Raw genomic sequence first — 13,943 nt, forward strand, 5'->3', positions numbered from 1 at the left:
GAGCGTAGTTTGTCACGCTCAGCAAGACAAACTGCACCGAAATCCCTCACTGCGACGCGCGGTAGGCCGCGACGATCGGTTCGAGTTCGTCGGGTGTGGCCCCGTGCATGATGACCGCATCGGCCCCGTAGTCGAACTCCTTGCGTACCCGGTCCACGCACTGTTGCGGTGACCCGGTCGCCGCGGGCTCGAGCCATTCGTCGGGGATCAGCGTCGCGATGTGCTCGATCTGCTCGGCGGATGCCTTGTGATCGATGCCGCCCGGAATGGACTGCACGACAGGATCGTCCCGGAAGCGCTGCAGCACAGCCGGATCCCAGCCGTTGGTGCTGACCAGAAGATCGCCGTAGCCCTGCAGGTAGGTCGCCAGCCGTGCGACCGTCTTCTTCAGCCGTAGTTCCTCGGGCAGGTGGTCGCCGACCGTGGCGAAGCACGACCACACGCGCACGCTGTCCGGGTCACGCCCGGCCTGCTCGGCGGCGTCCTTGACCGTCTTGACCGCGCGCTGCAGCGTCTCCGGCGTGAAGTAGGTGTGCAGGATCACGTCGTCGAACGCCCGCCCGCCCAGCGCCAGCGTCTGCGGGCCGAACGCCACGATCGCCAGGCGGATGTCCTCGCGAAAGTCCGGGTCGAGAAACAGCACCTGGTACTTGCCGATCGGTCCGTCGTGGTTGAAGATCACCTCGCCGTTCCAGAGCCGACGCATGACCTGGGCGAAGTCCTCCATCTGCGCGGTCGTCACCGACGGGATGCCGAACGCCGCGTACATCGCCGCCACCCCGCGGCCGATGCCCAACGTGAACCGTCCTTTCGACAGCCGATGCATTGTGGTCGCCCACGAGCCGGTGATCAGCGGGTGGCGCGTGTTGTGATTCGTTGCGGCCGTGGCGATCCGCATGCGCGACGTGACCGCGCAGGCCGCGCCGACGAGCGACGAGGCTTCCTTGACGTTCCACCGTTCGGAGATGAACGCTGTGCCGAACCCGAGTTCCTCGCCGCGGCGAGCCTCGTCCATCAGCGTGGCCGGGCCCTCACCCCCCGCACCCGCCAACAGGTAGTAACCCAGTTCGTCGAGGATTCGATCGGTCACGCCCAGACTCCTTGCTTGTAGCCACAGTTCCACACCTCGACGATCCTGCCGTCGACCACCCGAAAGACTTCCATACTGCCGATCGTCGTCTCCGTCCCGTCCTTCATCTTGATCGGCGACTGGTAGACGATCGCGACATGTTCCCCGTCGTCGCCGGCCATTACGAGGTTCAGGTCGAACCGGATGCTTTCCGCCGCCTCCCACATGTCGACCACCCGGCGCACCGCCTGTTCATGGGTCAGGACGTGCGCCGGCTCACCGACCTCGTGACGAATCACCGTCTCGCCCAGCAGTTCGTCGGCCAGCGCGAAATCCGCCTTGTTCCAGGCCACCAGGTTGTACAACTCCACCACCTCACGGGCGGACCGGCTCACGAGAATACCTCCAGGGCATCGATCGACTCGATCGCGGCGACCGCCCGATCGGTGAGCGTCAGGCACAAGCGCCGGGAGCGCTCCGGCAGCGCGTCCCATCCGTTGAGCGTGATGACGGGCAGCACCATCAGGTAGACCGCCGCGAAGCGATAGTGCCGCCACGCCTCGTCGAATCCGTAGTCGACGGTTCCGTGCGCGGCCATGTGGTCGAGGTACTCACGCAACAGTGCCTCGTCGTGGCCCTGCCGGACCGCGGCCGGCAGACCCTGGGTGACGAGGTATGCCACGTCGGCGGCGCCGACACCGCGCGCGGTGAACTGGAAATCCACCACCTTCATCCGGTCGCCGGAGAAGAAGAGGTTGTCGGCTCGGATGTCGCCGTGCAGCAACATGTCCCGTTCTGTGAGCACGGGCAACGCAGCGGCCGCGCCTTCGGCGAAATGTTCGGCGAACTCGGCCACCGCGGGTGGCACGTTCTCCGAGGTATGCGCGAGGTAGATCTCCCAGCCGGACCCGAACGCGGGTAACAGCAGGTCGCGCGCGATCGGGGTGTCGATGCTCGGAAACTGCGGCAGCGCAGAGCATTCGGGTGACCACGCATGCAGGCCCGCCAGTTGTTCGATGCAGGTGCGGGCGCGGCCCATCGTCAACCCCGCCAAGTGATCGGCGTTGTCCCAGTCGGAGAGGTCCTCGAGTAAGAGCACGAAATCGGCTCCGTCAGCAGCCATCCGGGCGGCATACACCCGTGGCGTGTCCATCGGAGCGCGACCGGCCACCTCCCGGTAGAAGCACAGCTCGCGTCGATATCCACCCAGCAGTTCCATCGCGCCGCGCGCCTCCGACACCGCGGGAAGCTTCGCGATCACGGTCGGCGGCACCCCGGCACCGGTCAGGTGCAGCCGGTACAGCAGCGACGAGAAGCCGCTGTCCATCGCGATCTGCTCGGCGCGGACCTCGTCGACGGTTGCCGAGTCGATCCCCGCGTCGACGCGAAACGCCTCGGTCAACCAGCCCGCGTCAACGTCGCCGATGCCACCCGGCATCGCGGCTGTACTCGCCGTCATCGCACAGGCTTTCCGCCGACCACTGTCAGCAGCCGTTCCGACGCGTGCTGCACACCGGCCGCGAACAGGTGGCCGACATGGCTGCCCCGATGCCAGTACAGTTCGCCGCCCCACCGCTCGTGCAGCCGCTCGGCCGGGTCCCGTCGCGCCATCTGGTCGTGCCACGCCCCGACGATCAGCCGGCGCGCGGGCGGCGGCGAGGGTTCGACGGTCTGGTAGTCGACCACCGACATCACCCGCTCGACAGGTTCCGAGCGCAGCAAGGCGATCGTGTCGCGCACCGACGGGCCCCACCGGCCCAGGTGCGCGGCGATCATCTCGTTGAGCCCGAAGATCGGTGTGTAGACGGCGACGGCGTCGACCTGTTCCAGATGGGCGACCAGGCCCGCCACCGGACTGCCCATCGAAACCCCCGACACCGCAACGGTACTCGCCTGCGGTCGTAGCCACCGAAGCACCGCCCGCACTTCGGACACCACCCGGATCATGCCCGCCAGGTTGTTCAGCGGGTCCATGTTCGGATACGTCGGCCACCGGTCACGCCGAACCCCACAGCCGGGCTGTACCGGCAACGCGATGTTGTAGCCCAGTCGCTCCTGCAGCCGGCGGGCCCGGGAGAACACCAGGTCGATCGGCTGCCCCTGGCCGGCCCCGTGCACCCACACCAGCCATGGTCGCGCCTCGTCGCCGCTTCGGCACAGATGGACCACCGCGGTGGCCGGGCCGCCGAACCCCTCGGCGGCCAGCGAGGCGGGCAGGTGCGGATCGTGCTCGAAGCTCACCTGCTCGTAGCGGGACCGGCCGAACCGTCGTCGCCGGATCGTCGTCGGCCGCAGCTCATCCGGTTCGACGTGCACGCCGGCCATGCCCAAGGCGGTGAGCTCGTCTGCCGCGGCGGCGCAGGACTCGACGGTGCGTTCCTGCCTCGGCGGGGGCGCGGTGAGCGTCATTCCCGACAAGGCCAGCTCGTCGAGCATCACCTCGCCGAACTGGCGGACACCGTTCAGCGACAACGGGTTCCATTCACCGTTCGAGCTGACAGCCGCGTGTGCCCGCGGCAGCACCCCCGCGAAGTCCCTGCCGATGCGGTACGCGCGCTCGGTGGCCTTCATGAAAGCTTGAACCCGGTGTAACCGGCGGCTGCGATCTCGTCGCAGCGCCGCCGGTACTCCGGAATCCCGGCCGTGTAGCCCATGTACATCCGCTTCTTGCCGGGCACGTTGCCGCCGTTGTACCACGAGTTGCATGACGGATGCACCAGCACCGTCGGCGCCACGAGTTCACTGGTGTGCTCGATCCACTCGCGTTGCGCGTCGGGCAGCGCTTCGATCGTGCGGTACTCGTGATCGCGCAGATAGGTGATGCAGTCGCCGATCCACTCCACATGTTGTTCCAAAGCTGCGACGAAGTTCGTTGCGGCCGAGGGGCTTCCCGGAGCCTGCACGATGAACAGGTTGGGGAACCCGGCAACCGCCAGCCCCAGATAGGTGAAAGGGCCCTCGGTCTCCCAGAACTTCGCCAGCGACAGCCCGTCGCGGCCACGGATGTCGATGCGGGTCAGGGCACCGGTCATCGCGTCGAACCCGGTGGCGTAGATGATCACGTCGAGATCGTGATGGTCGTGTTCGGTGCGGATACCCCCCGGCGTGATCTCGACGAGCGGGTTCTTGCGCAGATCGACCAGCGTCACGTTGTCGCGGTTGAATGTCTCGTAGTAGCCCTGGTCGATGATCGGCCGCTTGCACCCGAACGGATGGCTGGGCGTCAACGCGGCGGCGGTCTCCGGATCCGTCACGATGCGCGCGATGGCCTCGCCGTAGAGTTCGGCGGCCATCTTGTTGGCCTCGATGTCGAAGAACACGTCGCCCCAGCCGAGCGCGCCCATGACACCGTGTTCTTCGACGGCGCGAAGCTTCTCCTCGCGCGACGCCGATTTGATCGGTGGCTTGGTCATCATCTCGAACATCACCGAGAAGGCGCTCAGGCGTGCGGCGCCCACGGGATGTTCGCGCTGCGCCGCGCGGATCTCGGCGTAGTTGGCCTTCAACTCGTCGAGTTCCCCGGGCTCGAAAGCCCGGACGGTCCACGGCAGCGTGTAAGCCGGTGAGCGCTGGAACACGTGCAGCTCCTCGACCTGCGGCGCCACCACCGGAATCAGTTGCACGCCGGTCGATCCCGTGCCGATCACGCCGACCCGCTTGCCGGCCAAATCGACATGCCCCTTCGGCCAGCTGCCGGTGAAAAGCGACATGCCGGCAAACGAGTCCATACCCGGGAAGTCCGGGTCCAGCGGCACGGACAGGATGCCGGATGCGGCCACGACGTATCGCGCCACGAGAGTCTGGCCCGTCTGCGTCTGGACGGTCCATACGGCGGCATCGTCGTCGAACCGCATGGCGACAACCTGGGTGTTGAACTCGATGTCGCGCCGAAGGTCGAGCCGGTCGGCGACGAAGTTCAGATAGGCCTCGATCTCGGGCTGGGCGGGCATCGTCTCGGTCCACACCCATTCCTGCTGGATCTCTTCGGAGAAGCTGTAGGAGTACTCGATGCTCTCGATGTCGCAACGGGCGCCTGGATACCGGTTGAACAGCCAAGTGCCACCGACGTTCTCGGCCTTCTCCAACACGATCGTCCGAACTCCCAGCTCGCGCAGCCGATGCAGGGCGTACAGGCCGGAGAATCCCGCACCGATGACGATCGCGTCGTACTCGACCGAATTGGATGTGGTCACTGAGATGGCACCTCACGTCGCGCAGCAGAGTTACTGTAACTATTACAGTATTAGCACTGAGTCGGCTGGTAAATCGCGTAAATCAGGATCGCGGGAACAGATCGGGCAGCACCCCGCTGGTGTTGCCGAAAGGTATACAGTAAGCTTCTCCAATAACTTTTCCTGGGACAGGAGGCGCTCGCGTGAAGGTTCCGTTCACCTGGAAGGTCACTGGCTGGTTCATGATCGGCTGGTCGGCCGAGTTCCCGACGGGTGAGGTGCGCCCGCTGCGGTACTTCGGCGACGACCTGGTCGCCTACCGCGACGAATCCGGTGAGCTGCATGTGCTCTCGGCCCATTGTCGCCACCTCGGAGCCCACCTGGGCCATGGCGGCAAGGTCGTCGACGACTGCGTCGAATGCCCCTTCCACGGCTGGCGCTGGGGGCCCGACGGCACCAACCGCTACATCCCCTATCAACCTGACCGACCCAACAAGGCGTTGCGGCTGCGCGTCTATCCGGTCGTCGAGCAGTACGGCTGCGTGTTCGCCTGGCACCAACCCCACGGCAAGGAACCACAGTGGGAGGTGCCCGACCTGTTTCACAAGTTCCCGCAGTTTCCGACCGATCCGGACGCGTACTACCGCCCCTACCCCGAGTTCTCCCGGCGCGCCGAGCGTGAGCCGGTGCATCCGCAGATCGTGGCCGAGAACGGCCCGGACAGCGCCCATTTCCGCTATGTGCACCGTGCGACGGTCACCCCGGTGTGCCTGCACTGGGAGGCCGTCGACGAAGAGTGGCGCTTCCTCACCGGCTGGCCCGACGCCCGCAGCGAGGACCCCGACAAGATGGCGCTCTACATCCACAGCCACTTCTCCGGCCTGGGCTTTGCGATCAGCGCGTTCGAGGGCTCCTCGAACCACCGGCTGATCTTCGCGTGCACGCCCGTCGAAGACGGCTACTCGGACATGTTCTATTCGATCTGGTGGCCCCGGCTGCCCGGGGACGCCAGCGACGTGCCACCCGACAAGGTCAGCGAACAGGTCGAGCGCCAGTTCCTCGGAACCGTGTGGGACGACCTCGAGATCTGGCGCTACCAGGAGTACATCGAAAAACCCGCGCTGTCGAAGATCGACGCCAAACCGTATATGGCGATGCGGAAGTGGGCGACGCAGTTCTACGAGGTGCCCGCCACCGGGGACGCGCCGGCGTCCGTGTGACCGCACGACGGAAGCAGAGCGCGTGACCGACATCGAGGATCACATCCGGGAGTTCGCCAGGGTCCAGCCGACGGTCGCGGGGCCCGAACTGGCCCGGTTCATCACGGCGATGCGGCGGCTGCAGGACATCGTCGTGTCGACCGACCCTGAGGCCTCGGTCTGGGACGACACGGCCGCACTGCTCGAGGACGTCTGTACCAGGCTGGAGAACGACGTCGCGCCCGCCGGCGTCTCCCCCGTCGGCCGGGCGCGGAACCTGCCCGGGCACGGCCATCCGATGGCGCCGCCGTGGACGGTCGCCGATTCGAGCCCCGACGCGGTGACGATGCAGGGCCACTTCACCCGCTACCACGTCGGCGGCAACAATGCCGTGCACGGCGGGGTGATACCGTTGTTCTACGACTTTCACTTCGGCTTGGTCGTCTCCGCCGCCGGTCGGCCCGACAGCCGCACCGCCTACCTGCACGTCGACTACCGCAGGGTCACACCCATCGACGTGCCGTTGACGGCGCGGGCGTGGATCGACTCGGTCGACGGGCGAAAGCTGTTCGTCAGGGCGACGATGACCGACATCGACGGCAACGTACTATCCGAGGCCAATGGTCTGATGATCAAGTTGCTGCCCCACCAGCCCTGAGAGGCATGATGTCCGATTCGCTCGTTGAGTCCGCGGAAGCCGGCTCCGCACCGCAGTTCACCGTCCCCGCCGTCGCCGACACCGTCGCGGCGTCGATCGGCGACCGGGAGTACATCATTCAGGGCGACCGGCGCTACACCTATGCGCAGGTGGTCGAACGCGCCAACCGTCTCGCGGCCTACCTGCACACCCGCGGGCTGGGCTGCCACACCGAACGCTCGCAGCTGCAGGGCCACCAGGTCGGCCAGGACCTGTTGGGCATCTACGCCTACAACGGCCCCGAGTACGTCGAGGGGATGCTCGGCTCCTGGCGCGCCCGGGTCGCGCCGTTCAACGTCAACTACCGCTACGTCAAGAACGAGCTGCACTACCTGCTGGCCGATTCCGGGGCGACGGCCCTGATCTACCACGCGGCGTTCGCACCCCGGGTCGCTGAGGTGCTGCCGGAACTTCCCCACCTACGGGTACTCATCCAGATCGCCGACGACTCCGGCAACGACCTCGTGCACGGCGCCGTCGACTACGAGTCGATCGTGGCGTCGGGCTCCGCCGAGCCGCCACCGGTCGAGCCGTCGCCCGACGACCTTTACGTGCTCTACACCGGCGGCACCACGGGCATGCCGAAGGGCGTGCTGTGGCGCCAGCACGACATCTTCATGACGTCGTTCGGTGGTCGCAACATGGCCACCGGCGAGCTCACCACGTCCTATGACCAGATCGCGCAGCGCGTCGCGGAAAGCCCTGGCGGCAAGATCTTCACGCTGCCGCCCTTGATGCACGGGGCCGCGCAGTGGGCGGTGATGACCGCGCTGTCCACCGGCCAGGCCGTGGTGTTCCCCACGACACCGGCACATTTCGACCCCGACGAGGTCGTGCGCATCATCGAGAAGGAGAAGGTGCTCGCGGTGCAGGTGGTCGGCGACGCCATGGCCCGGCCCCTCGCCGACGCCATCGAACGCAGCTCGGCCGACCTGTCCTCGATGGCCGTGGTGGCCAACGGCGGCGCACTGCTCACCCCCACCGGCAAGCAGCGCCTCATCGATGTCAAACCCGGCCTGATCGTGATGGACGGCGTCGGGTCCTCGGAGACCGGCATTCAGATGAACCACATGTCGGCCCCGGGCGCGGTGTCGACCGGCAAGTTCAACGCGGGTCCGGACACCTTCGTCGCGGCAGAAGACCTCAGCAAGATCCTCGACCCGGGTCATGACGGCATCGGCTGGCTTGCCCAACGTGGTTATGTGCCATTGGGTTACAAGGGTGACGCCGAAAAGACCGCCAAGACGTTTCCGGTGATCGACGGCGTGCGTTACTCGATCCCCGGCGACCGCGCACGTCATCTCGCCGACGGCGGGATCGAACTGCTCGGCCGCGACTCGGTGACCATCAACTCCGGCGGCGAGAAGATCTTCGCCGAGGAGGTCGAGACGGCGCTGCTGTCACACCCCGCGGTGGCCGACGTCGTGGTGTCGGGCCGGCCCAGCGAGCGGTGGGGCCAGGAGGTCGTCGCCGTGGTCGCGCTCGTCGAGGGCGCCAGCGCCGACGCCGACGAGCTCATCGAGCACGCCGCCGGATCGATCGCGCGCTACAAGCTGCCGAAGGCAGTGGTGTTCCGGCCGACGATCGAGCGCAGCCCTGCCGGCAAGGCCGACTACCGATGGGCCCGCGAGCAGGCGACCAGCGAGGCCTGACCCGTCGCTCAGGCCGAAATAGCATTCCGGGTTGTGATTTCGCCCGGATGACAGCCTGGAATGCTATTTCGCGGGTGTCGAGCGATTGAGCCGGCGCCGGGTTCGGTTACGCGCCATCCGCAGACCCAGCGCTGTCGTCGCGCGCAGCGACGCCCAGCTCTGAGGACCTGCAACTATCCTTACGTAGCCCTATACTGTAAGCTTTACAGTACCTGTGGCAGGTGACCTGTCCCGAATCGAAACGAGGGAGACCAGCCGTGGATAGCCCCGTACAGGATGTCACGGTCGACGAGACCTTCGACCTGCTCCGCGACCCCTATCCGATGTTCGCGCAGAAGCGGCGGGACACCAGTGGCGTGTTCAAGGGCAGCGTCATGGACTGGTCCAAGGCGCCGGAGGCCATGCCGGAAAACCTCTACGCCGCAGTGTCTTTTGCCGCGGTCAACCGGGTGTTCCGCGACGGCAAGGCGTTCAATTCACACATCTACGACAACACCATCGGCCTGTTCATCGGCCCGACGATCCTGGCGATGGAGGGCAAGAAGCACTGGGACCACCGCAATCTGGTGTCCTCGGCGTTCAAATCCAAGTCGTTGGCACGCTGGGAGCCCGAGATCGTTCGGCCCGTCGTCACCGGGCTGATCGACGAATTCATCGACAACGGGCACGCCGACCTGGTGCGCGATTTCACGTTCGAGTTCCCCACCCGGGTCATCACCAAGTTGTTGGGGCTGCCCGAGGATGACCTGCCCTGGTTCCGCAAACGAGCCGTCGAGCTCATCAGCTACCACGTCAACTACAAGCGCGCCTTCGAGGCCTCCGCCGCGCTCAAGGACTACTTCCTCACCCAGATCGACAAGCGTCGGTCCAAGCCGACCGAAGACATCATCGGCGATCTGGTCACCGCAGAGATCGACGGCGAAAAGCTCACCGACGAAGCGATCTTCTCGTTCCTCCGGCTGCTGCTGCCCGCCGGCCTGGAAACCACCTACCGGTCGTCGGGAAACCTGCTGTACCTGCTGTTCACCCACCCCGAGCAGTTCACCGCGGTACAGCAGAACCGTGAGCTCATCGGCGCCGCCATCGAAGAAGGACTGCGGTTCGAGACACCGCTGACCACCGTGCAGCGCTACGCCACCGAGGCGACCGAACTCGAGGGAGTCGAGATCCCGCAGGGTGCGGTCATCGACGTGTGCATCGGCTCGGCGAACCGTGACGAGAACCGTTGGGAACGCTCCGAAGAATTCGACATCTTCCGCGAACGCGTGCCGCACATCTCGTTCGCGGCGGGCGAGCACACCTGCATGGGGCTGCATCTGGCGCGAATGGAGACCCGGGTCGCGCTGGAATGCCTGCTGGATCGACTGACCAACATCGAACTGGTCACCGACGACAACCCCTATATCGCAGGCCAGCCCTTCCGCTCACCCACGGCACTCCCGGTGACGTTCGACGCCGCGGGCTGATTCGTGGCCAACACCGCATCAGCGCCCGCCAGAAAGCGACGGGATCGCGGATCGATCAGCGCTGACGAAATCATCAACGGCGCTTTCGAACTCGCTGCCGAGGTGTCGATCGACAACTTGAGCATGCCGCAGTTGGCAAAACACCTGGGCGTGGGTGTGACGAGCATCTACTGGTATTTCCGGCGCAAGGACGATCTGCTCGACGCGATGGCGGACAGGGCGCTGGAGGAATTCGAGTTCACCGTGCCGACCATCGCCGCGTCGAACTGGCGAGAGTCGTTGCGCGACCACGCATTGACGATGCGGCGGCGGTTCCGCGCGAATCCGATCCTGTGCGATCTGGTGTTGATTCGGGGGCAGTACGGGGACCGCGCCATGCACGGGGCGCTGCAGAAACTCGCACACCCGATCGGCGCGCTGGTCGAAGCGGGACTCGACCCCGAGCAGGCCGCAGAGACCTATGGCGCGATCTCGGTGCACATCCGGGGTTCGGTGGTCCTGGAACGACTCCAGGAGCGCACCGAGGGCTTCCCCGCCCAACGCACCGACGGCGGCCGCTACATCGGGTTCGCCGACGACATCGACTTCGGCTACATCCTCGACAGCATCCTCGACCACGCCGAATCGATCATCGAGGCGGCGTAGCGCTGTTCCTCGGCGCGCGGTGAGCCACCGTCTTCGACTCGAGGTACTGCTCGAAACCTTCCACGCCGCACTGTCTGCCGATCCCGCTGTTCTTGAAGCCGCCGAACGGCGCATCCGCCCCGTAGAACATGCCGCCGTTGACCCCGAACGAACCGGTCCGGATGCGACGGGCGATCGCCATCCCGCGCTCCAGGGAGCGCGACGAAACCGCACCGGCCAGCCCGTAGGCGCTGTCGTTGGCGATCCGCACCGCCTCCTCGTCGTCGTCGAACGGCAGCACCACCAGCACCGGGCCGAACACCTCCTGCTGCGCGATCGCCGCGTCGTTGCCGACGCCGACAACCACCGTGGGCGCCACGTAGTGTCCGCCCGCCAGATGCTCGGGAAGGTTCGCCACGGGCCCACCGCCCGTGGTGATTTCGGCGCCGTCGGAGCGGGCCTGCTCGATCGCGTCGAGCACCCGTTTCTTCTGCGCGGCGCTGATCACCGGACCCACCAGTGTGTCGGGGCTGACCGGGTCCCCAACCGGCACAGCCTGATAGGCGGCGGTGATGCTGGCGACGGCGTCGTCGTAGCGCGACCGGTGCACCAGCATGCGCGTCGTGGCCGCACACGCCTGCCCGGCGTGCACGCACACCCCGACCGCCGATCCGACGATCGCCGCGGGTGGGGCGTCATCGAGCACGATCGACACGGATTTGCCGCCCAGTTCCAAGAACATCCGCTTCATCGTGTCGGCGCCCTGGCGCATGAGCAGCTTGCCGACCCCGGTGGAGCCGGTGAACGAGATCATGTCGACGCGACGATCGGTGCCGAGCAGTCCGGCGACGTCGTTGGACGGGGTGGGCACCACGTTGACGACGCCGGGCGGGATATCCGTGTGCTCGGCGATGAGCCGGCCGAGCCGGGTCGCGTTCCACGGTGTGTTCGGATCTGGCTTGATCACGACGGTGTTTCCGGTCGCCAGCGCGGGCCCGAGCTTGTTGAGGATCACCTCGATCGGGAAGTTGGACGGCGTGATCGCGGCGACGACGCCGACCGGCTCCTTGATCACAGTGCGCACATTGCGCTCACCGAACAGCCCACCGCCCTCGAGGGTGCGCTCCCATTCAAAGTCGAGCATCAACCGGGCGGGATAACGCAGGGCGTCCGCCAACGGCCAGTCAAGTTGAGCGGACTGCGTTGTGATCACCGGGCAACCGACCTCGGCGATCAGCTCCTCACGCAGCTCCTCCAGTTCGGCTTCGATCACCAACTGCAGCTGGTCGAGGCACCGCGCACGCAGCCGCCGGTTGGTGGCCCAGTCCGTCTCGTCGAAGGCGCGCCGGGCGGCGGCGATCGCGCGGTCCATGTCTTCGGCGCCGGCGGCGGCCGTGCTGCCCAACACCCGGCCGGTGGCCGGGCTCAGGTTGTCGAACTGCGCTCCGGACGCCGACGACACGAGTTGTCCGTCGATGAGCATCCGGGATTCGGCACGTCGCGCCGCGCGCTCGCCGACGTCGATGCTGGTCTCGATCCGTTCGTCGACGTCGCTCACGGCACCTCAGTACAATTGCTTTTTGCGGGACCACTAACTGTAATGCTTACAGTAGGTTTGTTCAACAGCCGGAGCGCCAGTTACGAGGGAGCCGATTTGGTCAAGGTCATGGAGGGCGTGCGCGTCCTCGAGGTCGCACAGTTCACGTTCGTCCCCGCGGCGGGGGCGATCCTCGCCGACTGGGGCGCCGACGTCATCAAGGTCGAGCACCCGGTGCGCGGTGACACCCAACGCGGGTTCATCAACATGGGCGGATTCCAGCTCGACCCCAATCGTCATCCGCTGATCGAACACCCCAACCGCGGTAAGCGCAGCGTCGGCATCGACGTGTCGACGCCCGAGGGTCAGGAGGTGCTCTACGAGATCGCCAAGACCTCCGACGTCTTCCTCACCAACTACCTTCCCGCGCAACGGCAGAAGCACAAGTTCGACGTCGAGCACATTCGCGCGGCGAACCCGGACATCATCTACGCGCGCGGCAGTGCCTACGGGGACAAGGGGCCCGAACGCGACGTCGGCGGGTTCGACGGCACCGCGTTCTGGACTCGCAGCGGGGTCGGGCACGCCCTGACTCCCGAGGAACTCGGCGGCGCGCTGTCGCAGGGCATCCCGGCCTTCGGCGACTCCATCGGCGGCATGAACATCGCCGGCGGGATCTCGGCGGCGTTGTTCCACCGGTTGCGCACCGGCGAGGCGGTCGAGATCGACGTCTCGCTGCTGAGCACCGCGTGGTGGGCGGGCGGAGCGAGCGTGACGCAGGGCATGGAGACCGGCGAGACCATGCGCTCGCTGATGCCGGATGCGACCGGCCCGAGCGTGAACCCGTTCATGGCCAACTATCTGACCTCCGACGGCGGCACGATCAACCTGTGCATCGTCAGCCCGACCGGATACATCCGTGACGCGTTCGAACACCTCGAACTGCCCGAACTCGCCGACGACCCCCGCTTCAGCGACGTGATGCCGCTGATCGAGAACGCCGAGGCCGCAACGGAATTGATCCGGGAGAAAATCCGCAGCAAGCCGTTCGAGTACTGGCGTCAACGGCTGAAGACGATGAAGGGCCAATGGGCGCCGTTCCAGAGCTTTGTCGATCTGGCCACCGACGATCAGGCGCTCGCCAACGACATGGTCGTCGAGGTCGAGGCGGCCGACGGCGGCAAGCCGTTCAAGGTCGTCCGCGGGCCCGTGCAGTTCAACCACGAGCCGCTGGAGACGACGCGCGCCCCGCAGGCCAGCGAGCACACCGAGCTGGTGCTGATGGATATCGGCATGGACTGGGACCGCATCGAGGAGCTGAAGGACAAGGGCGCCATCGCCTAACCCGTATTTGCGCGAGCGTGCGTGTTTGAGTCTGCCCGGGCCAGGCACACAATGCGCACGCTCGATCGCCGCGAGCGTTTGCAATTGTCACGTCTCAGCATGGCGGATTGCTGCGAGCCTCGATTTCTGCAGGATGGTCGTGATCTTCAATCGATCACAGCCCTGCCGCAGAAATCGATGAGT

Annotated in this window: 12 protein-coding genes; 6 read left to right on the forward strand and 6 right to left on the reverse strand. The window is 66.3% G+C overall.

The annotated features are described in order from the left end of the window. Positions 1-46: 46 nt before the first annotated feature. The 5 genes from G6N28_RS02725 to G6N28_RS02745 are packed head-to-tail and all read right to left on the reverse strand — an operon-like array spanning position 47 to position 5,262. Positions 47-1,090, reverse strand: coding sequence for a TIGR03857 family LLM class F420-dependent oxidoreductase (locus G6N28_RS02725; RefSeq protein WP_163896925.1), 1,044 nt, complete (start codon positions 1,088-1,090; stop codon positions 47-49). Further along, positions 1,087-1,464: a nuclear transport factor 2 family protein gene (locus G6N28_RS02730; protein WP_163896926.1), complete on the reverse strand. Its 378-nt coding sequence runs from the start codon at positions 1,462-1,464 to the stop codon at positions 1,087-1,089. The genes G6N28_RS02725 and G6N28_RS02730 overlap by 4 nt, the downstream gene beginning before the upstream one ends. After that, entirely contained in the window at positions 1,461-2,528 is a 1,068-nt protein-coding gene (locus G6N28_RS02735) for a phosphotransferase (protein WP_163896927.1), read from the reverse strand. The genes G6N28_RS02730 and G6N28_RS02735 overlap by 4 nt, the downstream gene beginning before the upstream one ends. After that, the gene (locus G6N28_RS02740; protein WP_163896928.1) at positions 2,525-3,640 is read right to left on the reverse strand and encodes an alpha/beta hydrolase; all 1,116 of its coding nucleotides are present in this window, start codon (positions 3,638-3,640) and stop codon (positions 2,525-2,527) included. Before G6N28_RS02740 ends, G6N28_RS02735 begins: the two co-directional genes overlap by 4 nt. Then, on the reverse strand, positions 3,637-5,262 hold the full coding sequence (locus tag G6N28_RS02745) for a flavin-containing monooxygenase (protein WP_163896929.1): 1,626 nt from the start codon (positions 5,260-5,262) through the stop codon (positions 3,637-3,639). Before G6N28_RS02745 ends, G6N28_RS02740 begins: the two co-directional genes overlap by 4 nt. Positions 5,263-5,444: 182 nt before the next feature. On the opposite strand from G6N28_RS02745, the gene G6N28_RS02750 reads away from it, so the two are divergent. The 5 genes from G6N28_RS02750 (at position 5,445) to G6N28_RS02770 (ending at position 10,900) form a co-directional block, all read left to right on the forward strand. Next, the gene (locus G6N28_RS02750; protein WP_163896930.1) at positions 5,445-6,461 is read left to right on the forward strand and encodes an aromatic ring-hydroxylating oxygenase subunit alpha; all 1,017 of its coding nucleotides are present in this window, start codon (positions 5,445-5,447) and stop codon (positions 6,459-6,461) included. 22 nt (positions 6,462-6,483) lie between these two features. Next, on the forward strand, positions 6,484-7,098 hold the full coding sequence (locus tag G6N28_RS02755) for a PaaI family thioesterase (protein ID WP_235674444.1): 615 nt from the start codon (positions 6,484-6,486) through the stop codon (positions 7,096-7,098). Between the two features lie 8 nt (positions 7,099-7,106). Beyond that, complete coding sequence (locus tag G6N28_RS02760; RefSeq protein ID WP_163896931.1) at positions 7,107-8,789, forward strand: medium-chain acyl-CoA ligase Mig; 1,683 nt, start codon at positions 7,107-7,109, stop codon at positions 8,787-8,789. Positions 8,790-9,046: 257 nt separating this feature from the next. Further along, positions 9,047-10,255: a cytochrome P450 gene (locus G6N28_RS02765; protein ID WP_163896932.1), complete on the forward strand. Its 1,209-nt coding sequence runs from the start codon at positions 9,047-9,049 to the stop codon at positions 10,253-10,255. A gap of 3 nt (positions 10,256-10,258) precedes the next feature. After that, positions 10,259-10,900, forward strand: coding sequence for a TetR/AcrR family transcriptional regulator (locus G6N28_RS02770; protein ID WP_163896933.1), 642 nt, complete (start codon positions 10,259-10,261; stop codon positions 10,898-10,900). On the opposite strand, the gene G6N28_RS02775 is transcribed toward G6N28_RS02770, so the two are convergent. Further along, positions 10,884-12,362, reverse strand: a complete 1,479-nt coding sequence (locus G6N28_RS02775; RefSeq protein WP_235674712.1) for an aldehyde dehydrogenase family protein — start codon at positions 12,360-12,362, stop codon at positions 10,884-10,886. The genes G6N28_RS02770 and G6N28_RS02775 overlap by 17 nt on opposite strands. A 183-nt stretch (positions 12,363-12,545) precedes the next feature. Here G6N28_RS02775 and G6N28_RS02780 point away from each other — a divergent pair, with 183 nt between their 5' ends. Beyond that, a complete protein-coding gene (locus G6N28_RS02780) occupies positions 12,546-13,760 on the forward strand; it encodes a CaiB/BaiF CoA transferase family protein (RefSeq protein WP_163905768.1) in 1,215 nt (404 codons plus the stop codon). Positions 13,761-13,943: the final 183 nt, after the last annotated feature.

The organism is Mycolicibacterium pulveris, assembly GCF_010725725.1.
In the GTDB taxonomy this organism is placed as follows: Bacteria; Actinomycetota; Actinomycetes; order Mycobacteriales; family Mycobacteriaceae; genus Mycobacterium; species Mycobacterium pulveris.

Excerpts from the sequence above, each read along its gene's own strand:
- G6N28_RS02775 (WP_235674712.1), bottom strand. The coding sequence starts at position 12,362 with ATGCTCATCGACGGACAACTCGTGTCGTCGGCGTCCGGAGCGCAGTTC.
- G6N28_RS02735 (WP_163896927.1), bottom strand. The coding sequence starts at position 2,528 with ATGACGGCGAGTACAGCCGCGATGCCGGGTGGCATCGGCGACGTTGAC.
- G6N28_RS02760 (WP_163896931.1), top strand. The coding sequence starts at position 7,107 with ATGTCCGATTCGCTCGTTGAGTCCGCGGAAGCCGGCTCCGCACCGCAG.
- G6N28_RS02740 (WP_163896928.1), bottom strand. The coding sequence starts at position 3,640 with ATGAAGGCCACCGAGCGCGCGTACCGCATCGGCAGGGACTTCGCGGGG.
- G6N28_RS02780 (WP_163905768.1), top strand. The coding sequence starts at position 12,546 with ATGGAGGGCGTGCGCGTCCTCGAGGTCGCACAGTTCACGTTCGTCCCC.